Here is a 20,816-nt window from a genome sequence, read left to right on the forward strand (position 1 = left end):
CGTCCACGCCCTCAATGGAGGCGCCGCGTACGTGTGTCGCCGCTGCGGTCTCTGGATAGCTCTACGCCCACACGACGACGACCGGCGCTCACCCTCCCGCTAGCTCACCTTTCACCACGAACCCGCACGCAACCACGCACAACCGCTGAGCTCATACGACACGGAACGGCATCAAAACGCCGCCACCAAACGTCGAAATTCACACACTCAGCACCGCGGATTTTCGCGGCGCTCGATGTCGCGTCTGCGTGTACCGGTCACCGATCCCCATACGGGACGCTTCATCGACTCTCCCCTGGGCGCGAGACTCGGACCTCGCTTGAACCCGTACCCGTCGAAGTAGGGTGACCTGAACGCGACGGGGGGCATTATGAGCCAGGCAAGACCGATCCACCTCCCGCCGAAGCGGCACCGTCGAGCGGTCGGCTTCACCCTCGGCCTCCTCGCAGCAATCCTCGCGGCTGGCGGCTGCGCGCAGTTAGCAGACGACCAGGACGCTACCCCGTGTCTTGCGCTCGAGAACGCTTGGACATCCTTCGCGGCAGAGCGTTCACCCACCACGAGCACCCAACTCAACGAAGCATTCGACTCATTCGACTACTCCACCTCCACGGACACCGCCACCGACGCGGCTCGACTCGGGAAACAGAACCTTCTAGCCGTCCTCGGCGGCGACCAGTCAAAGAACCAGTACTTCTGGAACTCCCTCGACCTGATCAGCGCCGAATGCGCAGACGTTGCCGAAATCACCTTCGAGCCACACGGGCGATCGCCGGCGGAACTCGACGCAAGTTGATGACAGGGAGCCGCCGTGCCGGGGGGAGGGGGATCCCCCTCGCCAACGTCCGGTCGGCCATCCCCATACGGGACAACCCGCAGCACCCTGGTGTCGCTGATTGAAGGTCGACGGAGAGTGTGGCTCAGAGGACGCCCACGGACGATCGTGCAAGGGTCGAGAGATGGGCGCTGAACAACTGAACGGATCCATGAGCGAGGCTGACTCGAGCTTCGGACACGTCGGCGGCCGAGAGGCCCGGGAAGGTGATCGATCGGGGGTGTCCTCCAGGGTTTGGAGCGAGTTCGACGTCCTCGTTGAGGCGATCGCCATCATGACCAACTGGCGAAAGCGATTCTCGTACCGATGCACTGCTACCCGCCAGGAGCGCGGTCGTATCGAGACGTATCAGCTCGAATTTTGGCCCGGGCAGGCGTCGTACCTGTGCGTTGATGACCGGACTGGCGTGACCGACTCGCTCAACGCGACGACCGGCCGGTACATCGCAGCAGGTGACCCTCGGGACCTGTCGACGAACCAGCTGATGCCAGAACCTCTCGCCGCTCGCCTGGGGTTTCCTCTAAACCTGCCCGTCTGGGGCCGGCCAAACGACGCCTACCGGATGGTCGGGGCGACCCGAGCGGACCGTGAAACCGTGATCCGGCTTCAACACCCGGCCGATGCCCATTTACTCGGAACCATGACAGTCGACCGCGAGAAGCGGCTCGTCACTCGTCTCGATACCGTGACTGAAGTCTGCCGCTACAAGAACATCGAGGCCGGCACGAGAGCCCTCACCGACCTCTAACGAGCTGCACCGAACTTCTTCACCGTCTACTCACGAGGGGATGGGTGTTGCGCATCCCCCGAAACCTTCCAGAGGTCCTCGGCGACACTCGGGACGGTGAGGTGCACGAGCAGTCACGACGAGGCTCCCGGGTCGACCGCGGACCGTGCTCGCTTTGAAATTCGCGCGCCCGGTGAACCATCCCTCTGCGGAACAATTCGGCGGCGCTCGCGTCAGTTGTGCAGGGGACCTTGAGCATCTGAATGTTCACGGTCGTCTGCACGAGTGCCGGGGTGGCGCGACGCGTTGTGCAGGCATCTACGAGAAGCGACACTGAAGCCGACGCCGAACGTCCGCGCGACGACCCCTTGTCGCGACCACCCTCCGAAGCCTCTACGGAGGCTGCTCGCCACGTCGTACGTGATTACACGGCATGATGGCCGAGTGATTATTGTCTACCCGGATGCAAACGCATTGAACGGCAACCCCTATCTGCAGGGGAAGGCCCAGCAGCTCCTTGGCGAACTCAAGACCATTGGGGGCGAATTGCGCATTTCACCGGTCGTAGTTGCAGAACTTCGCCGCCAGGAGATGGACGACGTAGCCGAGGTTGAGCAGTCGGTTGAGACCGTCGTGCGCAAGCGAAGTCGCGGGCATCCGGAGAAAATGCGAAAGATTTCTGGCCAAGTGTCCAGTAGCTTGAACTTGCTTCGTGCGGAAATCCACGACCGCCTGAGTGAGACGTTCGCTGCCGATCATGTAGTCATCGACTCGTACCCACGAGTCGAAGTTGACGTACTTGTGAAGCGCGAATTAGAGCGGCGGCGCCCTTTCCTTGAAGTCGAAGTACACGGAACGACACAGTCCATCGGATTCAGGGACTACATTATCTGGGAAGGCGTCCGCGCGGTCGCGAATGATCTCAACATCGATGATACGTTGATCTTTATTTCCAACGACAAAGGATTTCTGAATGACGACAAAAGTGGCCTGCACACCGATTTAGAATCAGACCTTCGCGACGATGGCAGCAACGACGGTCGTGTAATGCAAGCACAGACACTTCAACAAGCCATCATTCGGATCGAGCAGATCAAGACAAAAATTACCAAAGAGCGGGCCGACGTCTCCAATAAGATCATTTCCCTTGCGCTTACTCTAATCGGTAAGTCGGTGGGATGGCAGTATGATCCGCGCGAGGGGGGCGTCGTAGAAAGTGAATATGGCGACCTAGACCTTCCAAGAGAACTGGAAAATGCTCATATCGTTGCCGTGGATCTTATTGGCGGGCCTATAGTCAGTGACTCGTCACCTCACCGTGCTTCGCAAGCTGTCGAATTATCTATCACGGGTGAGATGTACTCCTCGGACTGGTACATCCTAGAGAACAGTGCCGACTTGGAGTTTTGGGGAAACTTGAATGAACGCTATGTCGAGGTGGGGGCAGTACGCCGTGTAGCAGTCGAAGCCACGATAAACTTGGAACCCGCCTCGAAGGAGCCAGAACTCATTTTGCGATTATTGACATTCGGAGAAAGCAGCGAGAGCGATCCATTTTGAGCGATTGAGGCAGTCGGCTCATGCCACCTCGTTCCACCAGGAAACCTGTCGTTCAGTTGCTGGTCGAGTAGAGCAATTTGATTCGTCGAAACAGCTAAAGGACAAGCTATACAAATCGCTGGAGGAGTGACCACCGTCCGTCTGGCTCTGGCCACGGAGGTCATAACGGAGCTCACGCTCGACAGCGCCTCGGTGCTCCTCGGTTCTTCGACAGCAGACGCGTTGACGGGCGTTCTTCGGTGGCAGCCCGAACGTCGGCGGCACCAGGACGAGGCAGTGACGGCGCAGACCCGATGACGTCACGACGTTTGCCGCTCCCGCGGGCGCTGGAGGCGTGGGTACCCGTTATGCCAGAACCGGCGTATCGATTCCCCGCACGTCCGTGACGAGGAGCGGCGGTGCGGGCGGAGAGACGAACACGGACATATGCATGCGCGCCTCGTCTCTCAGTAGCAGATCGATCACCGGGTACAGACCCGGCTTTACGCCGGCCCTGATTCCTGGAATGACTCGCACCTCGCCCTGTGATCCGAGATCGTGCGCGCGCAGCCATGCCAGGGTGACAGGCCTCTGCTCCGATATATCGATGTCCGCCATACCAGACGCTTTGAGCGAGAGCTGCTCGAATATTGATGACAGCACGACATGGGCTACGTCCGCGGCATTCTTTAACAGAAAGTCAGCGATCGAGCTGTCGCCAAAGACGTTGAGTCTTGTTCGATCGAGGACGGGCGAGATAGTTGGTGAGGTGTGCGAGCCGAATGTGTTTGCGATCATCGACACTGTACTTCTCCAAGTGTTAACCCGTTTACCTGGCACCCCATCGACAACCAGGCATGTCCGGTTGCGCCAAACGGAGTAGGGAATCTGCGAGTGTGTAATCTCGGGCAGCTCATCGAACCCTTCCGGGATGAGGACGGCGCCTACGGAGAACAACGTAGATTTTTGATCGTCGGCGTCAGAGCCGACCGCCACCAGTGGCGACGTGAGCTTGAACTGCCTGATCGCTCGCCCCAGCACGTCATCGTCGATGAGCGTCCGCAGGATCGCGGCCAAGTCCTCGTCCGATCCAATCTCTCCTTCGAGCCAAAACCTGTAATGGCGTGCGAATCGATGACCCATCCGCACAAGGGCGGCCTTGAACTCGATGTCGGACAAGTTCCGGTCTTGCGGTGGTGGCCTCTTAGACACGTATTCCCTTCGATCGAGTGGCTTCAACCGTTACTAGCGACCATGACATCGCGGCACGACGACAGACTGTCCAGTCTGTGGTCGGCACGGGCAGCGCTACGCCCGCGCGAGACACGTACACTCCTCGACCGTCTTGCAAGTCACGAGCGGCGGGTGACCGTCGCCCAGACAACCCTAAGCGGGATGACCCGGCTCGCTGTCGGGTAAACCATCCCGCGACGGGACGTTCCTGGCTCTAGGAGCGACAGTGACGTCACCCTCGATCTAGCGCCGGCTGCACGACGCTGATTAGAGCCAGCACGATCACCACGGCGGCGGTGACTGTTGCTGCCATGAGTGCTTGGCGAGCGGGCGAGTCGAAAAGCCCCGGCGCTTCGGCCGGCTCTAGGTCAGCGGAGTGAGCGCCCTTGGACGCAGCGGCGCGGATGGAACGGCCCTCCTGTTGCCCTTCGCGCACGCTCCTCTCAGGAGGAAGCTGGTGACGCAAGCTCGGGTAAGCCGTTGCCATGACCATGAGTGGAACGAGGACGACGAGAACGAGCGGTTCGTCCCACAAGTCGGGCCACGTGTTCAGCAACACGATCGCGACGACGACGAGCAGTAGCGCATGGGCGGATGCGTAACGCAACACCCGCGAACTGATGGACACGTGCTCAGCATGACGGCACGGCACGACCACCAGCCGACCCTATTACTGGTTAACAACCGCGGCCGAGAGGAGGGGCGCCAGACAGCAGGTGAGAAGCCTAACGATTAGATGTGGACCTGGCGCGCTCAGGAAGCAGATTCTCGGCGCAAGAGAATCTCCTGCAGGTCATGGATGCTTTGTAAGTCCGGGGCACGCCTCACCGTGTTCATGTAGGTAGCGATTACCGCGAGCGGCGCCGTAATGACGAGCAAGCCGACGGAAATCGGGGTAAGAGCCTGCGTGGAGGGGCCCCCGAAGAAAAGATTGCCCAGCAGCAGGCCTCCCGCGAGACCGGCCGCCAGACCGAAGTCAAAACTGGCCCGCGCTCGTCGACGCACTCGACGGCACACTGCCGTGATCATCTCTTCCAACTCCGCGCTCGATCGGTCATTCAGGTCCACGCGCGGAGAATACCCGCCTGAGACCTAGCGCGCTTGCCACTCGCCAGCCAGAACCTGGCATCGCTGAGCTGACGCCGCACGCGACAGCCCGGCGGGGGGGGGTGTCGCCCTGCTCTCGGCCGCGACGCACAGCGCGGCTGAGATCAACACCCGCCGGGAGCGGCCCATTGAACGATCTCCATAAGGGTCGAGGCGGTGTCGGGTGGGAGACTCTGCGGTAGTTTCACGACCGAGGGTGGTCATGGTGGAAGTGCTCAAGGGCTCGAGCCTGCTCGCGTCGGGTGTTGTGATCGCCGTGATCTGCTCGCTGTTGCAGTTTCAGGCCGGCGTTCGTGCGGATTTGAATCAGACAGGGGGCCAGCTCAGCCCAGTCCTGCTCGTGGGAATTCTGATCGGATTTGTCGTCTCAGCCGTCGGCGCGATTCAGCTGTTCCAGTGCTACGAACGGTGGGTCACCGCTTCCGCTAGCCGCCGTGCGAAGCCTGCGGACCTGGTTCCTCGGCGTAGGTGAGGTAGCACCGCACGACCGCGTGTCCCCCGCCACATGCGCACCGCTGGGTGCTACGTGAGACGCTGGGTGCTATGTGAGACGCTGACTGCTATGGGAATTCTTGCGAGTGTGTTTGGTGCTGGTTCCGATGAAGAGGCGGGCGCGGCGCTGTCGGGATCGGACGGTCTCGTCTGCGACATAGATCCGACCGAACTCTGGGAGCTCGAAGGCATCCTGACCTCGACACCAGCGCTCGAGGTTCCCGCGGCGCAGTACCAGCCGGTTGCGGCGACCGATGACTACGAGAGCTTCGTCATCGCAGTCAGCACCGGCCTGGGTGGCGCGCTAGACGCCGCAGGTGAGACGGGTCGTGCCGCCGCAGCGCGGCAGTGGGAGGATGCGTCGTCCGAGCTCGAGGGATGGTCACCCGAGCAGGTGCACCGCCTCGTCGAGGATCTCTCTTCGACACTCGCCTCAATCGCCGCGGCCGGTCAGCGCCCCTACCTGCGGGTGAGTGTCTGATCTGTGAACTGAGCTGAGTCAAGAAGTTGCTCCGCTGGGACATCAACTAGATGAGGTGGAAGGTGCGGCGTCGGCTCAGTGCCCAGACGAGTGCGCCGGCGAGGAGTACCACGCATGTCAGGCCGGCGACGTGCAGGACGAGCGACAGCGTCCCATTCTCGGGGAGCAGGAAGCCGTACGGCACCCATCCGTCGGTCGCTCCGCGGACGAGCACGACGACGACCCAGACGATCGGGTAGGGCAGGACCACCCACAGCCGCCGCCACGAGAGCGGTCCGCGGTCGGCGATGACGATCCAGTCGAGGAGGACGAACGCGGGGAGCACCACGTGCAGGACGGCGCTGACCCAGGGCGGAGCCGTCCCGGTACCGGGAACGAGGGTGTTGTAGATCACGGCGACGACGATCAGGTAGGCCGTCGCCGCGCCGCGGACGTAGCTCAGCCACACCGGAGTCGAACGGCGGGCGAGCCCGACCGATCCGGCGACGATCAGCACCGCGCTCGCGAGAAGGCTGGTCTGGTTCGTGAAGTAGCCGAAGTAGTCAAACGGATTCGGATCGCCGGCCGCGATGCTCAAGGCGTAGGTGTGGAGGATCACCGCGATCGCCGCTGCACCGACGGCGACGCGAGCAGCGCCCACGAACGGGCGGGTCGGTGCCGGGGAACTCATCGGGTCAGCCTAAGAGCCGGTGGGCTTCTTGATGACCCGCGACAGACACTCCCCTTTCGGAACGGCGCTGCGCATTTCAGGCCGAGACGCGACCATGAGGCAACGCTAGGGCAGGCAGGGACCGCAGCGTGCACATTCAAGGCCGCGACAATGCTCAGGTGGCAGCTTGAACCAGGAGCTGGGCAGCCATGCCAGTGAGGACGATGAGCCCGACGCCCGTCCACGGGATCCACGCGCTGACCCCGCGCGGCCCGACTTTGAAGAGGAACGCCGCGATCACAGCCACGGAGACGCCGAGGGCGCCGAAGAAGCCGACCGCCATGCCCGCATCAGCCAGTCCGCGGTCGCAGGGCCTCGCGCTTGCACACGAGTCCGTCGCGAAGCCCATTAGGACGCTGCTCAGCATCGTCCACAAAGCGGCAGGTAGGAGCACGACGACACCGCGGCCGACCGCCCACCGGTTCGCTCGGTCGCTGGCGTCGTCCACGCCCGTCACCGTACGCCCTCCGAACCGACGTCGTCATAGCCCGTTCATCGGGGCGACGACGCTGTCCCTCCTCGGGTAGTCACGCCGTGGTGGATAGGCTCGCTGCAGCCGCTCATCGGCTTCCCGTGAGGAGAGAGCTGTGCGCCCTGCCAGAGTGCTTGTCCTAGCCCTGAGCGCTGTGTGCGTCGCGGGAGCCGGCGCAGCGGTGATCGCCGGCCTCGCATCCTCGTCGTCGCAGAACGAGGCGATCTCGACGGCACTGATCTCAGACCTCGAGCACCGGAACGCTCAGAGCCTGGTCGAAGGATCGCCGCAGCTCACCGGCCTCGGCGTCCCGGAATCGACCTCGACGCCGGGGCGGCTTGCGGTGATCATGGAGGATGACGCCCGGCTGCGCGTTCAGCGAGACCGCTACCTCGAGCTCGGGGAGTCCTTCACGGCGTTCGAGACCGACGTGTCGCTGGACTCGGTGCAGATCACGGGCGACTCGGCCACGGTGACGTTCACCGAGAGCACGACCCTTCAGCGGAGCCCGTACGAGACCGGCGAAGCGGCTCCGGAGTACGCCTACTCGTTCCCGCAGGAGGCGACGCTGCGCCTACACGCGGGCACCTGGTCAGTCGACACCCTCACCCACGAGACGGCGCACACCCCGGCAGACTTCCCGGAAACCGTCGCACCGGACGTCTCCCCCACCAGCTGACACGGCATCACTCCCCAGGAGCATCGCCCGGACCTGACCGGTGAACGCTCGAGACGCGGAGTGGCGGTGAACTGCGCAGCAGCATCCAGCTCGGATGACGCTCGGGCAGTGCGCAGGTGGCTCCACTGTGGCGGTGCGGTCGAGAAGTGGGGATTTTGCTGACGCCGCACGCGCCAGACCGGCGGGGAGCCGTCGGTGTCGCCCTGCTCTCGGCCGCGACGCACAGCGCGGCAGAGAGCAGCACCCGCCGGCTCAGCAGCCCGCTGAACCATCCCCATATGGGACGCGACGCTGGGAACGTCGAGGAGGATGGCTGTTATGCCAGTCGTCTTCGATGGAACCGTGTGGACGCACTACTCCCAGCTGCAACTCACAACCGGCGCTGCGTCGGTTGAGGATCCTCGTGATGCGTTCGACGGACAAGAGAATGGGCTGTGCGGAGCGAGTTTGCCCGGCGCCCTCTTCATGCGGACAGGTATCCACACCGGGTACGTACAGGTTCGAGTCAGCACGTTGGACACAGCGCCTGAGCTCGGCTTGTGGGAGGAGATCGTCGAGGCGAGCTTCCAGCCCGAAGGACCGGATGCGGTGCTTAGCGGATGGTCTGGGGACTCCGCCGCGTCGTTCCAGCTCACGGCGTCCGCCTATCGGGCCCGGTGGTGCGCTTCCGGCATGGAAGAGGGCCGGCGACAAGATGTCGCCGACGAAGCGCATCCGGCGCCTGACCGGTACGCGCTGTATCTGTGGCCGGCGCCTGCCTCGGCGGACGCGGTAGTGCGGCGAACCTCGGCAATTGCCGCGTACTGGCACAACGACGCCTCTCCGCGCAGCTAGCTTCACTAGGGCGATCGCTCGTTCGGTGAACGATCTCCAGCAGCGATGCGGGTGAGAGCGGCACACCTAGACTCCTGCGCATGACTGCTTCGTCATCCGTGGACGTGTCGCGGCGCCGACGTCGTCCGGCTCGTCGCCGCCTGTCCTTCTTCGGCGTCTTGGGTGAGCTGCTGATGACCGCAGGGGTGCTCGTTCTGCTGTTCCTCGCCTGGCAGCTGTGGTGGAACGATGCGGTGATCGCAGGGCGGCAGGAAGATCAAGCGGCCGAGCTGCGCCAGAGCTGGGGCGATGACGCGCCGTCCGCGGAGGCGCCGTCCGAGCCGACCGCTGAGCCGGCCGTCCCCGGTGACCCGGTGATCGCGCCGGTCGCAGCTCTGGACACCACGTTCGGCAACCTCTACATCCCCCGGTACGGCGAGGGGTGGGTGCGCACGATCGCTGAGGGCGTCGACGCGGAGAACGTGCTCGACGTGGGCAGCATCGGCCACTACCCGGGAACGCAGATGCCCGGCGAAATGGGGAACTTCGCGATCGCGGCGCACCGCTCCGCCGCCGGCGGAGGAATGCACCTCATCGATGAGCTGCAACTAGGTGACGCGATCTACATCGAGACCGCCGACGGCTGGTACACCTATCGGTTCCGGAACCTCGAATACGTGCAGCCCTCCGAAGTGCAGGTCATCGATCCGGTCCCCTGGACGAGCGACGTCGTTCCGACGGATCGTCTGATCACGATGACGAGCTGCAATCCGCTGCTGTCGACCGCGGAGCGGATCATCGCCTACGGCGTCTTCGAGTCGTGGCAGCCCCGCTCCGCAGGAGCGCCTGCCGAACTCGCTTCTTCCCTCGCGACCTGACGTCCGGCGTCGGCGCTGGCACCGCGACGAGGGCGGCGAGCCGGTTTCATGCTGCGGCAGACGTTTGCGGGTGGGGTGGACATGTACAGGATGAACCCGCTTTCGAAGGAGCCCGTCATGACTGCCGCCCCTGACCGAGACCCCCTGGACGTCCTGCTGGATGAGTCCAGCCCCCGCACATCGACAGTGACGAACGACGTCGCTGTCGAGCTGGCCGAGCTTCAGCAGCTCGCGGCGGCAGAGGCCCGCGTCAACCGTCACCGCTGGGCGCGTCCTGCGGTCGCCGGAGTGGCGTCGCTGGTACTGCTCGGTGGCATGGCGACCGCGGCCGCCGCGGCGACGGGCGCGTGGTCGCCGTGGGCGGAGACGCCGGACGCCTCGATCACCTATTCGCTGCCCAGCGGCGTCCAGTGTGAGGAGCGCATGGGAGACGTTCAAGGGACCGATCCGGCGGCCGTCGCCGTGGTCGAGAACTTCTACCAGACGACCGACGTCGACGCCCTCCTCAGCGACGGCGCGCTCGAGGCGACCATCGCGCAGCTGCGTACCGAGGACCGATCCTTCATCAACGCTGACGGATCCCGCACGCCGGCCGGCTACGGCACCGAGTTCTACAACGCCGACCGGGAGTACTCGACCGCCGTCGGGCGCATCATCAGCAACGCTCTCGACGCCGAACTTGCTGCGCAGGACGTCGCCGTCGACGCCGCGAACCTCAGCATCGCCGGAGAGGCCCACTGCCCCGGAGCGACCTGGTGACCCGCCAGAAGTCCGATGAGGCGGAGCGACTCAGTGAGGCTCTGCGCGTCGCCTCGCCCGACCTGCTCAAGTACCTGCAACGCCGCCTCCCTCTCGAGGACGCCGCCGACGCGCTCGGGGACGTCATGCTCACCGCATGGCGCCGTGTCGGCGCCCTCCCCCGCACCGCGGAGGAGTCGAGGATGTGGCTCTTCGGCATCGCCCGGAACGTCCTCTCGAACAGCACCCGCACTTCGAACAGACGAACCGACCTCTCCGGCCGGCTCCGCGGCGTCCTCGCGACCGCTCCCACCGAAGGACGCCCCGCCGACGAAGGAGTCGACGTGCGCGACGCGATCGCCAGGCTCGCGCCAGAACAGGCCGAGCTCGTCCGCCTCATCCACTGGGACGGCTTCTCCATCACCGAAGCCGGACAACTCCTCGGCTTCCCCGCGTCCACCGCACGCACCCGCTATCAACGAGCACGAGAAGACCTGCGGTCAACCCTGGCGGCATCACCAGCACGCGACGACGACGCCAAGCCTCTTCGAGCGGTCCGCTGAAAGCGTCCCGCTGATCGATCCTCCTACGGGGCGAGGCGGTCGCGGGGTGGAACACTCTGCGGTAGCTTCACGACCGGGGGTGGTCATGGTGGAAGTGCTTAAGGGCGTGAGCCTGCTCGCGTCGGGTGTCGTGATCGCCTTCCTCTGCTCGGTGTCGGGGTTTCAGGCCGGCGTTCGTGCGGACCTGGATCAGACCGGGGGCCAACTCAGCCCGGTCCTGCTCGTGGGCTTTCTGATCGGACTCGTCGTGTCAGCCGTCGGCGCGATCGTGCTCTACCGGTGCTACGAGCGTGCCCGCGGCGTTCGCTAGCTGCTAGCCGTAATCCGCAGCCGGGGCGTCACGCGCTGTGGACACGCGGCCTGTGGCGATGCGGTCGAGAAACGGAGACTTCGCTGACGCCTCACGCGACAGACCGACGGGGGCCGCCGGTGCCGCCCTGCTCTGGGCCGCGACGCACAGCGCGGGCGAGAGCAGCACCCGCCCGCTCACCGGCCACTGAATGACCCCTGTGCGGAACGACGAACGGGCGGGCGCCCCCTAAAATCAGCGCTCGTGCGGTTTCGCCCGAATATCCAGCTCCGTTTCGGCATACTCCTGCCCGCAGCTCTGATCTGCGTGCCGGCAGCGACAGTATGGAAGCCCGGCCTCGCGCTGGACGAGCAGCTGGTCTTCATCGTCATCTTCGCGGTCGTCATACCGCTCGCTGCGCGGTGGGTTGTTTTCAGCGGCGTCAGCCTGCGAGAGAACGACCTCACCGTCCACGGGGTCTGGTGGTCCCGACGCGTCCCTCGCGACCAGACCATCCGAGTGCGCCAAAAAGCCGGCTTGATGGTCCTGCACTGGCGCGACCGTCACGGCCGCATCCGGCACACACCGATGATCGCCTTCACGTCCGCATCCAACGATCCCTCATGGGCCGCAAGTCACAACACTCACGTAGCTCGAGCGGTCAACGACTGGATTGCCGGCGGAGACGGGCGCGGCGCGGGTCGCAGAGTCAAGGACAACTAGAACCTTGCGTGCCGGTGAACCATCCCCATACGGAACGCTCCATCGACTCTCCCGTGGGTGCGAGACTCGGAAGAAGACCCATCGTTACAGTGCCAGCGCTCCTCTCCTTCGCAGCGCGGTACGTTGTGCTGACGAGGCACAGGGGGATGCGGTGGAATCGACAACGCGCCTGAGGTGGGTGACCGGAGCCGCAGTGATGGCGCTCACGACGACGCTCATGGCCGGGTGTTCCGGCCCCGACACCGAGGCCTACTCCGATTTCAAGCGGGCACAAGACGAGCGAGACGCTCTTCCCGACGTCGGCACTGTAGGAGACGGCTACGACCCCGCCTCGATCCGTTACGTCGGCTCAGCCGACGGATTGGACGTCTGGATCGGGTCGCAGATCACGACCGGAGGCCGGTGCGTGATCGTGGACGGAGAAGGCGAAAACGAAGACGGAAGCGGCTGCGGGGATGAGTTGTCGCTGAACGGAGCATGGGTCGTTCAGATACACACCGATGGCGCCGGTCCGGACGACGCTGATGGCCTCGACTGGACGAGCCTCGGTGAAAACGTCTCTATCCGCCGGTACTAACCACCCCGTTCCTCACGTCGACCGCGCGGACGAGCATGTGAGAACGACCCCTACCGGCCGTCCGGTCGACCATCCCCATACGGGACGCAGGACAGTTGCAGTCGTCCGGCGGGCGGCGCTCCCGGCAGTAGAGGATCATCCGTGTCATGCCAGCATTCACAGGGCGGCCCTGGGTGTTCGATGCGCTCGGGTCAAGCTCCGACCTCGATACCGCAATCGAGTCGGCAGAGGACGACGGCGGTCTCGTCCGCCTCGACGCGCGGGCGATGCGGACGGCGGACGAACTCTGGGACGTGTACGGCCGTCACTTCTCGTTCCCGACCACAGTGGAGAACTGGCCGGCTTTTCACGAGTACATCCGCGACCTGTCCTGGTTCCAGGCCTTCTCCTACTTGACCGTCATCGAGCACGCCGCGTTCATCCTCGCCGACGAACCGCTGGAACGAGCGACCTTCCGGCGGCTGCTGAGCTCCGCCGGGCAAGCGTGGGAGAACAGCCCGGTGAAAGAGTTCCGCTTCAACTCAGTGTTCCTGTTCGATGTGAGCCCATCGACAGGGTGACGCGAGGCGGGATCCGGTTGCTTGAGGATCCTCTCGCGGCCAGGAGGAGCACGCGTCCGCTCAGCCGCCCGATGAGCGATCCCCATACGGAACGCTCCCGGCACCTTGGTGCGGTTGGACGGTCGAGGAAATCACTGCTCATCTGCTCAGGGGCGTCAGAATGGCGAAATGATCGACGTCGACCTGGCACTGAGCCGCTTCGTAAGCGGAGTCGACGCAGAGGGGCTCCGCGCCCTGGGCGTCGTCATACGGGTCGGTGATCAGCAGAGACAACACCGCTGGCGCAACGACGACCGCACGAACATCTACTCGGTCTCCAAGGGCGTGTCGGTCCTGGCCGCTGGACTCGCCTTCGATGAGGAACTGCTGACCCCTGCCTCGCGGGTCGGACAGCTGCTACCAGCCGCCTCCCTCGGAGCGGACGTCGACGGAGTGACGATCGAGCACCTGCTGTCGATGACCAGCGGTATCGACTTCCCGTGGTTCGAGAGCGACCCCTGGCCGGAAGCCGACCTTGCACACGCCATGCTCAGCAAGCCTTCCCGCGGGCCCGGCCTCGTCTTCCAGTACTCCGACGCCAGCACGTACGTCGCGATGCGGATGCTGGGCGCGATCGTCGGCGACGTCCGAGACTGGCTGATCCCCAGGCTGTTCACACCGCTGGGCATCGACGATCCCGAGTGGCACCGATGCCCGCACGGATGGATCATCGCCGGCAGCGGCCTCGAGCTGCGAACGGAGGAGTTAGCCAGCGTCGGCCAGCTCCTCCGCGACCGCGGGATGTGGAACGGCCGACAGTTGATCAGTGCACAACGGATCGACCGCATGCACAGTTCGTGGATCGACACGGGCGGCCCCGCTCCGTTCACGCGCTACGGCTTAGCGGGCTGGGACGGACCGCGTGACTGCTGGCGACTCGACGGTGCACGAGGACAGTACGTCGTTGTAGACGCTGCACTCGACGCCGTCATCACCATCACCGCCGACGAGCCAGAACGCGACCACCGGCTCGCTGAACTCGCCGCGGACGCCCTACTCGGATAACAACGCCGGAGGGGCATAGGCACCCAGCGACTCCCTACAAGATCACCGTTTCGGTGGACGATCCCCATACGGGATGTCCTGCTCCGGGCGGGTTCCGCTTCATCGTCGCGGTGCCATTTCTTCGGTAGAGGCGATCCGCTCGCCGGAGATGTCAACCTGGACCGGCGCGGTGCTGTCGAGACCTTCGGGTGCATCGAGCACGAAGCTCCACAGCGCGGCGTCCTCCTGACATCCGGCGGGGTCGACCTGCTGCTTCGTCTCGATCAGCAGGCGGTCCGGGGCCAGGACTTCAATCGTGACGGGGACGACCGGGCAGTTCCCACTTCCCGTGAGGGTCAGCTCAAAGCCATCTCCGTCATCGAGCCAGCGGACTCGACTCGCCTCGAATGCCTCGACACCACCTCGATAGAAGGAGCGATACACCGCCCCTTCTGGAGCTGGCTCACTCGACCCCAGCCCCGGTAGCCTCTGCGGCTCGGCACGTGCGCAGCCGAGCATCAGCAACCCGATCCCACAGATCCCGACCACTATCACTGCACGCCCTCGCATGCGCGACAGCCTAAGCGGCTCGTCCGATCGCAGGAGCGGTCCAGGATCGCAGAGCTATCCCCGACCGCACTCGCTCTCCGCGGTGGAGCCGCTGCGTCAGGATGCGTCTGTGACCGCCCCCCCGTACGGGACGGCCGCGCTCCGCTTCCGGGGCTCGACTACCGGCGCCGAAACGCTCCATACAGTGCGCCGAGGACGATCAGGCTGCCGATTCCGACGAGGACCCAGGTACGGGGATCCTCGTTGACGCTGGTGCACACGCCTGGCGAGTTCACGTACTCCACGCAGCTACCCGAACGGTCACCGGCGAGAAGGACCACCGCGACGAGAGCAACCAACGCGATCGCGAGCCACCACCACCGAACGCGACGCCGAACCAATGCACCCATGACCAGACCGTACGACGACAGTGGTTCATCGAGGAGGCGGCCAGGTCTCGATAGTTCATCGATGTGGCCTGCCGCTGGCCTCTACCGACGGAGTTGACCGGTGCCAGAAGGTGGCAGGAGCGTTAAGTACCCCTGAGCTGTCCCCACCCGAAGAAGCTCTCCGCGATGAAGTCTTGAAGGTCGCTCTGCACGGCCAGAGCGAGGACGGACACGGAGACGCCGCTCTGAAGCTCTCGCGATGAGCCCATCTCGTCGAGGACAGCCCACTGCGCGATGACGCTGCCGTCCTCGAGGCGATCTGCAGGACTCAGAGGAGAACCGTCCGGCCACTCTGCGAGCCGCACGAAGTGCAGCCGAAGTGACGAGCGTTCGTCCTCGTGCAGCATCTCCTCGAACACGGGAACGAGCGCCAGTCGAAGCTCCTCGATCGTCGTCACCGCGCACCAGGGCTGTCGACGTAGACGTTCTCGCTGAGCGGCGTCCACGTCTCTTCGACTCCCCCGCCGTCCGGGACGACGTGGACCGTGTCGCGGCCGATCGCGCTGTCGAACCCGCCGGCCCCGCAGCTCTGGCCCCATGTGTCCTCGTCAGCGAAGCTCGTCAGGCACGTCGTCTCCGGATCGCTCGTGCGCGCCAGGAACAGCGATCGGTCTCCGACTCGGCCGACGAGCCGGGAGCTGGTCTCGTCCATCTCGGACCAGGAGGCCCGCGGGGGCAGCGTCGGGAACGTATCGGCGTCGGTCGCCGCCCGGTCGAGGTCCGCGAAAGTGAGCGGCGGCCGCTCGGCGGTGGTGAAGCACCCGCTCAGCGAGGCCGCGCCCGCGGCAGCGATGGCCGTGATGGCGAGGGTTCGAGCGGTCACCCTTGCGATGCTGCGCGGTCGACTTGTCCAGGTCACGAGGTCAGCCTAGGAAGCGCGGGACCAGGGCGCGCCCTTTCCGGAAACTAGGGTGAGGGGATGTTCCCCGAGCTCGGCACCGCGTTCCTCGCGGGCGCGCTCGCTCTGCTCTCCCCCTGTGCCGCACCGATCCTCCCCGGCATCGTCGGCGCGCTCACCTCGACAGGGGACGGACGGGCTCGACCGTCTCGGCAGGTGTGGTCGATCCTCGCGTTCGCGGTCGGGGCCGCTCTCGTGCTGATCGGGTCGGTGGCGTTGCTGCTCGCGTTCGGCGCGAACGTGAACCTCGCCCGGCCGCCGTACACGTTCATCGCCGGCGGACTGCTCATCGCCGCCGGCCTCTACTCCCTCGGCGTCCTCCGGATCCCCTGGATCACGAGAACGTCAACTCCGGGCGGCTCGGCCGCGAAGGCACTGCTGCTCGGAGTCAGCTGCGCCGCCGTCTGGTACCCCTGCCTCGGCCCGTCCCTCGCGATCGCCTACGGCCTCGCCTCCAACATCGACACCGTGGGACTCGGCGTCGCGCTGGGGTTCGTCTACTTCCTCGGCATGCTCACTCCATTGTTCCTGCTCGGACTCGTCCTCGCCCGCGCAGCACGCTCACGCCGCTGGCTGCGCCGCATCGGCGCCTACGCCAACAAGGCCGTCGCCGTGCTCCTCATCGCGATCGGCGTCCTCGTCATCACCGGGCTCTGGAACTCCGTGTCGCTGTGGATCGTGGACAACTCGAGCTGGTTTCCCACCCTCTGACCTTCGGGTGGGAAGTGTCGCACTGGGCGATCCCCTACCGCGACGGTCAGGACGGGCGTCGACGTTCGATGAGGATCGTGTCACGCCAGGTACCGGCGGCTGGTCCGTAAGTCATCAGCGCGATCCGGTCGCGGGTGCCGACGCGGCGGAAGCCGGCGCGGTCGTGGAGGGCGAGGCTGGCGGTGTTCTCGGGGAAGATGCTCGACTGGATCGTCCAGAGACCAGCAGCGTCCGCGGTCTCGATGAGAGCCCGCAGGAGTGCCGCGCCGGCGCCGCGGCCGCGGGCTGCGGCGGCGACGTAGACGGAGTGCTCGACCACTCCGCGGTAGACGGGCCGGCTCGACACGGGCGAGAGCGCCGCCCACCCGAGGACACGGTCGCCGTCGACGGCGACCAGGCGCCCGACGTCGAGCTTCCCCGCATCGAACATCTCCCACGTCGGCGGTTCGGCCTCGAAGGTGGCGTGCCCGGTCGCGATGCCCTCTCGGTAGATCGCCTCGACCGCCGCCCAGTCCTCGGGGAGCATCGCCCGGACCGCCATCACGAGCAGCAGCTTCCTCCGGCGGATCCGATGTCAGTCGAGCAGACGCCGGTCTCGGGGAGCACGAGCTGCACCCGCCGGGCCGCGGCGTGATCGCCCGCGAGCTCGTCCGCGATAGAGCGGACCTGCTCGTAACCGGTGACCAGGAGGAAGGTCGGGGCGCGGCCGTAGGACTTCATGCCGGCGATGAAGAAGTTCGGTTCGGGGTGGGCGAGTTCCGCGACGCCGTGCGGGTCGACGGTGCCGCAGGAGTGCAGGTTCGGATCGATCAGCGTCGCGAGCGCGCGGGGCGCTTCCACGATCTCGTCCAGGGAGACGCGGATCTCGCGCAGCATGTCGAGGTCGGGCCGGAACCCGGTCGCCTGCACGACGACATCCGCCTCGACGCTCTCGCGCTCCTTCCGGCGGCGCCCGAGGACGGCGACCCGGCCGGTGGTGGTCTTCTCGAGGCGGTCGATCTCGAAGCGGTCCAGGAGGGTGATCGCGCCGTCGCGGACGAGCTGGTGGACGGTACCGCCGAGCTTGCCGCGCTCCTCCAATTCGTCGTCGCCCGAGCCGAAGACGCGCAGCGGGCTGGTGCCGCGGATCGCCCAGGTGATCCTCGTCTCCGGCTCCTCGCGGGCGAGTCGGGCGAGCTTGATCAGGGTGTTCGCAGCGGAGTGGCCGGCGCCGACGACGAGGACGCTCTTCCCGGCGAACCTGGCACGGTCGGCGCCGAGCACATCGGGCAGCGCGTGACTGAGATGCTCGGCGACGTCGGCGGCGCCGATCGGGTCGAGGCCGCCCGAGGCGAGGGCGTTGGGCGTGGAGTAGGTGCCCGAGGTGTCGATGACTGCGCGGGCGGTGACGTCGACGGCGCCCTCCACAGTGTCCAGACGCAGCAGGAACGGGGTGCCCGCGCGTCCGGTAGAGCGAGTGCGGTCCATGCCCTCGCGGGTCACAGCCAGCACGCGGGAGCGGTATCGGATGACGGAGTCGAGCTGCGGGGTCGCGGCGAGGGGCGCGAGGTAGTCGCGGACGAACTCGTGCCCGGTGGGCAGTTTCTTTGCCGCGGGCGCCTCCCAGCCGGCGGCGTCGAGCAGGCGCCCGGCGGCCGCGTCGACCAGGTACTCCCACGGCGAGAACAGGCGGGTGTGGCCCCACTGCTGCACGGCGGCGCCAGCGCTCTCGCCCGCCTCGTAGACGATGACGTCGAGGCCGCGCTCGAGCAGCTGCGCGGCAGCAGCCAGACCAACGGGCCCGGCGCCGATGACGGCGACGGGCAGGCCGGTCAGTCGGCGCTCATCGGTGCGGGGCGGGACGGTCAGCAGCATGGTCATCAGGTGCACTCCTCAACATCGACGATCATCGATGGATCGAGTCTGCCCCGGCATATCGATGACTGTCAATGTGTGGGAGGGTGGAGGCATGGCGACGACCGAGCTGACTCTCACCGCGGCGGCGGCCGCGTGCTGCGCGCCACTCGCGCGCGAGCCGCTGAGCGCCGAGGGCGCGGAGCTGCTGGCGAGAGCGTTGAAGGCGATGGCGGATCCGGCAAGGCTTCGCCTGGTGTCGATCGTCGCGTCGAGCAGCTCGGGCGAGGTGTGCGTGTGCGACTTCACGGAGCCGGTCGGGCTGAGCCAGCCCACGGTGTCGCACCACTTGAAGATCCTCGTGGACGCCGGGATCCTGGCCCGCGAAAAGCGCGGCACGTGGGCGTACTTCTCCCTCGTCCCCGGCGCGCTCGACTCTCTCGCGGGGATGCTCACCCGCGTCTGATCAGGCGGCCGTGACCCTCGCCGCGAGAGCGTCGACGCGAGCGGCGAGCTCGTCGTAGGCGGCATCGAACGCGGCGTCCGTGCCGGCGGGCACCGGGTCGGGGATCGACCAGTGCAGCGCCTCCGAGCCGAGCTCCTCGTGCGCGGCGTCGCAGACAGTGATCACGAGGTCGGTGTCGGCGGCGACGTCCGCGAACTGCTGCGGAGTATTCCCTGTCAGCGTCAGGCCGTGCCGCTCGGCAGTCGTGATGGCGCCAGCCGCGATCGCCGCGGCGGGGTGCGTGCCGGCGGACGCCACGGGGATCGAGCTGCGCTGCGCCCAGAGCTGCGCGGCGAGCTGGGAGCGGGCGGAGTTCGCGGTACACACGAACAGCACCCGCCGCGCCGCGGCGGTGGTCGAGGGCCCGAGCTGATCGAACGCGCCGGGGATCAGGTGCACGTAGCTGCGGCGCCGGTCCGCCTCCGAGCGGCGACGGAGGATCATGCCCTCGCGCTCGAGGACGGCGAGGTGGTGCGCGACGAGGTTCGAGGGCATCCCCAGTCGGTCCTGCAGCTCCCGCGGCGCCAGGTCACCGAGGGTGAGCAGGTCCACGATCCGCAGGCGCGCGGGATCACTGAGGGCCGCGTGCCGGGCGGCCCGCGCTTCCAATTCGGTTCGCTCGGTGTTCATTGACTCAATCTTGACTGAGTGAACGTGAGGGGTCAAGATGGCCGACGACATGGACACCACTTCCCTTCCTCCGCTCGCTCGTCGGGCCGTGGCCGAGTTCCTCGGCACGGGCCTGCTCGTGGCGATCGTCGTCGGCTCCGGCATCGCCGCCCAGTCGCTCTCCCCGAACGATGTCGGCGTGCAACTGCTGGAGAACTCCCTCGCGACCGCGCTGGGCCTCGCGGTGCTGATCCTGACACTCGGGCCGGTGTCGGGGGCGCACTTCAACCCGCTCGTCTCCGCCATCGACGCGCTCCTCGGCCGCCGCGACCGGACCGGCGTGTCGGGGCGGGAGCTGGCGGTGTTCGTCGGCGCGCAGCTGCTCGGCGGTATCGGTGGCGCGGTCCTCGCGAACGCGATGTTCGAGGTCCCGACCTCGATCGCGACGACCGAGCGGGTCACCGCCGGGCACCTGCTCGGGGAGGTCGTCGCCACCGCGGGCCTGGTCCTCGTGGTCCTCTCCCTCGCCCGCACGAACCGCGGCCCGCTCGCCGCGGCCGCGGTCGGCGCGTACATCGGTGCGGCGTACTGGTTCACGTCCTCGACCTCGTTCGCGAACCCCGCCGTGACCCTCGGCCGCGTCTTCACCGACACCTTCGCCGGCATCGCCCCCACCTCCGTCCTGCCGTTCATCGCTGCGCAGCTCGTCGGCGCCGCGATCGGCGTCGGCATCGCCGTGTTCCTCTTCCCGGGCGCCGCCCGGACCGCCGGGCACCTCGTGGTCCCGGCCACCACCTCCACCTCTTCACACGTCTGATCCGGAA

Annotated in this window: 29 protein-coding genes; 18 read left to right on the forward strand and 11 right to left on the reverse strand. The window is 66.2% G+C overall.

Features of this window, described 5'->3' with window-relative positions; all coding sequences use genetic code 11:
* Positions 1–370 precede the first annotated feature (370 nt).
* The 3 genes from HQQ82_RS19230 (at position 371) to HQQ82_RS19240 (ending at position 3,122) form a co-directional block, all read left to right on the forward strand.
* Positions 371–796, forward strand: a complete 426-nt coding sequence (locus HQQ82_RS19230) for a hypothetical protein (RefSeq protein WP_173235961.1) — start codon at positions 371–373, stop codon at positions 794–796.
* A gap of 163 nt (positions 797–959) precedes the next feature.
* Positions 960–1,583 carry a hypothetical protein gene (locus HQQ82_RS19235; protein ID WP_216848813.1) on the forward strand — a complete coding sequence of 208 codons (624 nt, stop codon included), beginning with the start codon at positions 960–962 and terminating at the stop codon, positions 1,581–1,583.
* 423 nt (positions 1,584–2,006) lie between these two features.
* Positions 2,007–3,122 (forward strand): PIN domain-containing protein, encoded by a 1,116-nt coding sequence (locus tag HQQ82_RS19240; protein WP_173235965.1) that lies wholly within the window; start codon positions 2,007–2,009, stop codon positions 3,120–3,122.
* Positions 3,123–3,467: 345 nt separating this feature from the next.
* Here HQQ82_RS19240 and HQQ82_RS19245 read toward each other — a convergent pair whose 3' ends face one another.
* From HQQ82_RS19245 to HQQ82_RS19255, 3 genes are all read right to left on the reverse strand, one after another.
* Complete coding sequence (locus tag HQQ82_RS19245; RefSeq protein WP_173235967.1) at positions 3,468–4,280, reverse strand: hypothetical protein; 813 nt, start codon at positions 4,278–4,280, stop codon at positions 3,468–3,470.
* A 286-nt stretch (positions 4,281–4,566) separates the two neighbouring features.
* A complete protein-coding gene (locus HQQ82_RS19250) occupies positions 4,567–4,962 on the reverse strand; it encodes a hypothetical protein (RefSeq protein WP_173235969.1) in 396 nt (131 codons plus the stop codon).
* A 125-nt stretch (positions 4,963–5,087) separates the two neighbouring features.
* Entirely contained in the window at positions 5,088–5,402 is a 315-nt protein-coding gene (locus tag HQQ82_RS19255) for a hypothetical protein (RefSeq protein ID WP_146076581.1), read from the reverse strand.
* Positions 5,403–5,643: 241 nt separating this feature from the next.
* Here HQQ82_RS19255 and HQQ82_RS19260 point away from each other — a divergent pair, with 241 nt between their 5' ends.
* Complete coding sequence (locus HQQ82_RS19260) at positions 5,644–5,913, forward strand: hypothetical protein (protein WP_104248173.1); 270 nt, start codon at positions 5,644–5,646, stop codon at positions 5,911–5,913.
* A gap of 90 nt (positions 5,914–6,003) precedes the next feature.
* Complete coding sequence (locus tag HQQ82_RS19265; protein ID WP_173235971.1) at positions 6,004–6,414, forward strand: hypothetical protein; 411 nt, start codon at positions 6,004–6,006, stop codon at positions 6,412–6,414.
* Between the two features lie 46 nt (positions 6,415–6,460).
* On the opposite strand, the gene HQQ82_RS19270 is transcribed toward HQQ82_RS19265, so the two are convergent.
* Together HQQ82_RS19270 and HQQ82_RS19275 are read right to left on the reverse strand one after the other, a co-directional pair.
* A complete protein-coding gene (locus tag HQQ82_RS19270) occupies positions 6,461–7,084 on the reverse strand; it encodes a Pr6Pr family membrane protein (RefSeq protein ID WP_173235973.1) in 624 nt (207 codons plus the stop codon).
* Positions 7,085–7,238: 154 nt separating this feature from the next.
* Positions 7,239–7,571, reverse strand: coding sequence for a hypothetical protein (locus HQQ82_RS19275; RefSeq protein ID WP_173235975.1), 333 nt, complete (start codon positions 7,569–7,571; stop codon positions 7,239–7,241).
* 205 nt (positions 7,572–7,776) lie between these two features.
* Between HQQ82_RS19275 and HQQ82_RS19280 the strand changes: the two genes are divergently transcribed.
* The 10 genes from HQQ82_RS19280 (at position 7,777) to HQQ82_RS19325 (ending at position 14,459) form a co-directional block, all read left to right on the forward strand.
* Positions 7,777–8,274: a hypothetical protein gene (locus tag HQQ82_RS19280; protein WP_173235977.1), complete on the forward strand. Its 498-nt coding sequence runs from the start codon at positions 7,777–7,779 to the stop codon at positions 8,272–8,274.
* A 318-nt stretch (positions 8,275–8,592) separates the two neighbouring features.
* Entirely contained in the window at positions 8,593–9,108 is a 516-nt protein-coding gene (locus HQQ82_RS19285) for a hypothetical protein (RefSeq protein WP_104234405.1), read from the forward strand.
* 80 nt (positions 9,109–9,188) lie between these two features.
* Positions 9,189–9,965, forward strand: coding sequence for a class E sortase (locus HQQ82_RS19290; protein ID WP_104277483.1), 777 nt, complete (start codon positions 9,189–9,191; stop codon positions 9,963–9,965).
* Between the two features lie 81 nt (positions 9,966–10,046).
* Positions 10,047–10,724 (forward strand): hypothetical protein, encoded by a 678-nt coding sequence (locus HQQ82_RS19295; RefSeq protein ID WP_216848814.1) that lies wholly within the window; start codon positions 10,047–10,049, stop codon positions 10,722–10,724.
* Positions 10,721–11,266, forward strand: coding sequence for an RNA polymerase sigma factor (locus HQQ82_RS19300; protein ID WP_104336190.1), 546 nt, complete (start codon positions 10,721–10,723; stop codon positions 11,264–11,266). The genes HQQ82_RS19295 and HQQ82_RS19300 overlap by 4 nt, the downstream gene beginning before the upstream one ends.
* Positions 11,267–11,351: 85 nt before the next feature.
* A complete protein-coding gene (locus tag HQQ82_RS19305) occupies positions 11,352–11,576 on the forward strand; it encodes a hypothetical protein (RefSeq protein WP_146079300.1) in 225 nt (74 codons plus the stop codon).
* 243 nt (positions 11,577–11,819) lie between these two features.
* Positions 11,820–12,278: a hypothetical protein gene (locus tag HQQ82_RS19310; RefSeq protein ID WP_104336188.1), complete on the forward strand. Its 459-nt coding sequence runs from the start codon at positions 11,820–11,822 to the stop codon at positions 12,276–12,278.
* A 178-nt stretch (positions 12,279–12,456) separates the two neighbouring features.
* A complete protein-coding gene (locus tag HQQ82_RS19315) occupies positions 12,457–12,855 on the forward strand; it encodes a hypothetical protein (RefSeq protein WP_173235981.1) in 399 nt (132 codons plus the stop codon).
* A gap of 146 nt (positions 12,856–13,001) precedes the next feature.
* Positions 13,002–13,415: a barstar family protein gene (locus HQQ82_RS19320; RefSeq protein WP_173235983.1), complete on the forward strand. Its 414-nt coding sequence runs from the start codon at positions 13,002–13,004 to the stop codon at positions 13,413–13,415.
* A gap of 168 nt (positions 13,416–13,583) precedes the next feature.
* Positions 13,584–14,459 carry a serine hydrolase gene (locus tag HQQ82_RS19325; RefSeq protein WP_173235985.1) on the forward strand — a complete coding sequence of 292 codons (876 nt, stop codon included), beginning with the start codon at positions 13,584–13,586 and terminating at the stop codon, positions 14,457–14,459.
* A 99-nt stretch (positions 14,460–14,558) separates the two neighbouring features.
* Here HQQ82_RS19325 and HQQ82_RS19330 read toward each other — a convergent pair whose 3' ends face one another.
* From HQQ82_RS19330 to HQQ82_RS19340, 3 genes are all read right to left on the reverse strand, one after another.
* The gene (locus tag HQQ82_RS19330) at positions 14,559–14,882 is read right to left on the reverse strand and encodes a hypothetical protein (protein WP_104288855.1); all 324 of its coding nucleotides are present in this window, start codon (positions 14,880–14,882) and stop codon (positions 14,559–14,561) included.
* A gap of 637 nt (positions 14,883–15,519) precedes the next feature.
* Positions 15,520–15,834 carry a hypothetical protein gene (locus HQQ82_RS19335; RefSeq protein ID WP_173235987.1) on the reverse strand — a complete coding sequence of 105 codons (315 nt, stop codon included), beginning with the start codon at positions 15,832–15,834 and terminating at the stop codon, positions 15,520–15,522.
* Complete coding sequence (locus HQQ82_RS19340) at positions 15,831–16,259, reverse strand: hypothetical protein (RefSeq protein WP_173235989.1); 429 nt, start codon at positions 16,257–16,259, stop codon at positions 15,831–15,833. The genes HQQ82_RS19335 and HQQ82_RS19340 overlap by 4 nt, the downstream gene beginning before the upstream one ends.
* A 96-nt stretch (positions 16,260–16,355) precedes the next feature.
* On the opposite strand from HQQ82_RS19340, the gene HQQ82_RS19345 reads away from it, so the two are divergent.
* Positions 16,356–17,045, forward strand: coding sequence for a cytochrome c biogenesis CcdA family protein (locus HQQ82_RS19345; RefSeq protein WP_173235991.1), 690 nt, complete (start codon positions 16,356–16,358; stop codon positions 17,043–17,045).
* 46 nt (positions 17,046–17,091) lie between these two features.
* Here the strand turns inward: HQQ82_RS19345 and HQQ82_RS19350 are convergent, their stop codons facing one another.
* Both HQQ82_RS19350 and HQQ82_RS19355 read right to left on the reverse strand, forming a co-directional pair.
* Positions 17,092–17,586, reverse strand: coding sequence for a GNAT family N-acetyltransferase (locus HQQ82_RS19350; protein WP_254071684.1), 495 nt, complete (start codon positions 17,584–17,586; stop codon positions 17,092–17,094).
* Positions 17,586–18,905: an NAD(P)-binding domain-containing protein gene (locus tag HQQ82_RS19355; RefSeq protein ID WP_173235993.1), complete on the reverse strand. Its 1,320-nt coding sequence runs from the start codon at positions 18,903–18,905 to the stop codon at positions 17,586–17,588. Before HQQ82_RS19355 ends, HQQ82_RS19350 begins: the two co-directional genes overlap by 1 nt.
* 88 nt (positions 18,906–18,993) lie before the next feature.
* On the opposite strand from HQQ82_RS19355, the gene HQQ82_RS19360 reads away from it, so the two are divergent.
* Positions 18,994–19,344, forward strand: a complete 351-nt coding sequence (locus tag HQQ82_RS19360; RefSeq protein WP_055794488.1) for a helix-turn-helix transcriptional regulator — start codon at positions 18,994–18,996, stop codon at positions 19,342–19,344.
* On the opposite strand, the gene HQQ82_RS19365 is transcribed toward HQQ82_RS19360, so the two are convergent.
* A complete protein-coding gene (locus tag HQQ82_RS19365) occupies positions 19,345–20,013 on the reverse strand; it encodes a helix-turn-helix domain-containing protein (RefSeq protein ID WP_173235995.1) in 669 nt (222 codons plus the stop codon). It lies immediately after the preceding gene.
* A 49-nt stretch (positions 20,014–20,062) separates the two neighbouring features.
* Here HQQ82_RS19365 and HQQ82_RS19370 point away from each other — a divergent pair, with 49 nt between their 5' ends.
* Complete coding sequence (locus HQQ82_RS19370; RefSeq protein WP_173235997.1) at positions 20,063–20,809, forward strand: MIP/aquaporin family protein; 747 nt, start codon at positions 20,063–20,065, stop codon at positions 20,807–20,809.
* Positions 20,810–20,816: the final 7 nt, after the last annotated feature.

This window comes from Rathayibacter sp. VKM Ac-2856, assembly GCF_013205055.1.
Lineage (GTDB): Bacteria > Actinomycetota > Actinomycetes > Actinomycetales > Microbacteriaceae > Rathayibacter.

Coding starts and splice junctions, on each gene's coding strand:
- HQQ82_RS19235 (WP_216848813.1), top strand. CDS start 960: ATGGGCGCTGAACAACTGAACGGATCCATGAGCGAGGCTGACTCGAGC.
- HQQ82_RS19230 (WP_173235961.1), top strand. CDS start 371: ATGAGCCAGGCAAGACCGATCCACCTCCCGCCGAAGCGGCACCGTCGA.
- HQQ82_RS19320 (WP_173235983.1), top strand. CDS start 13,002: ATGCCAGCATTCACAGGGCGGCCCTGGGTGTTCGATGCGCTCGGGTCA.
- HQQ82_RS19270 (WP_173235973.1), bottom strand. CDS start 7,084: ATGAGTTCCCCGGCACCGACCCGCCCGTTCGTGGGCGCTGCTCGCGTC.
- HQQ82_RS19325 (WP_173235985.1), top strand. CDS start 13,584: ATGATCGACGTCGACCTGGCACTGAGCCGCTTCGTAAGCGGAGTCGAC.
- HQQ82_RS19345 (WP_173235991.1), top strand. CDS start 16,356: ATGTTCCCCGAGCTCGGCACCGCGTTCCTCGCGGGCGCGCTCGCTCTG.
- HQQ82_RS19260 (WP_104248173.1), top strand. CDS start 5,644: ATGGTGGAAGTGCTCAAGGGCTCGAGCCTGCTCGCGTCGGGTGTTGTG.
- HQQ82_RS19350 (WP_254071684.1), bottom strand. CDS start 17,586: ATGGCGGTCCGGGCGATGCTCCCCGAGGACTGGGCGGCGGTCGAGGCG.
- HQQ82_RS19355 (WP_173235993.1), bottom strand. CDS start 18,905: ATGACCATGCTGCTGACCGTCCCGCCCCGCACCGATGAGCGCCGACTG.
- HQQ82_RS19295 (WP_216848814.1), top strand. CDS start 10,047: ATGTACAGGATGAACCCGCTTTCGAAGGAGCCCGTCATGACTGCCGCC.
- HQQ82_RS19365 (WP_173235995.1), bottom strand. CDS start 20,013: ATGAACACCGAGCGAACCGAATTGGAAGCGCGGGCCGCCCGGCACGCG.
- HQQ82_RS19360 (WP_055794488.1), top strand. CDS start 18,994: ATGGCGACGACCGAGCTGACTCTCACCGCGGCGGCGGCCGCGTGCTGC.
- HQQ82_RS19370 (WP_173235997.1), top strand. CDS start 20,063: ATGGACACCACTTCCCTTCCTCCGCTCGCTCGTCGGGCCGTGGCCGAG.
- HQQ82_RS19285 (WP_104234405.1), top strand. CDS start 8,593: ATGCCAGTCGTCTTCGATGGAACCGTGTGGACGCACTACTCCCAGCTG.
- HQQ82_RS19265 (WP_173235971.1), top strand. CDS start 6,004: ATGGGAATTCTTGCGAGTGTGTTTGGTGCTGGTTCCGATGAAGAGGCG.
- HQQ82_RS19305 (WP_146079300.1), top strand. CDS start 11,352: ATGGTGGAAGTGCTTAAGGGCGTGAGCCTGCTCGCGTCGGGTGTCGTG.
- HQQ82_RS19290 (WP_104277483.1), top strand. CDS start 9,189: ATGACTGCTTCGTCATCCGTGGACGTGTCGCGGCGCCGACGTCGTCCG.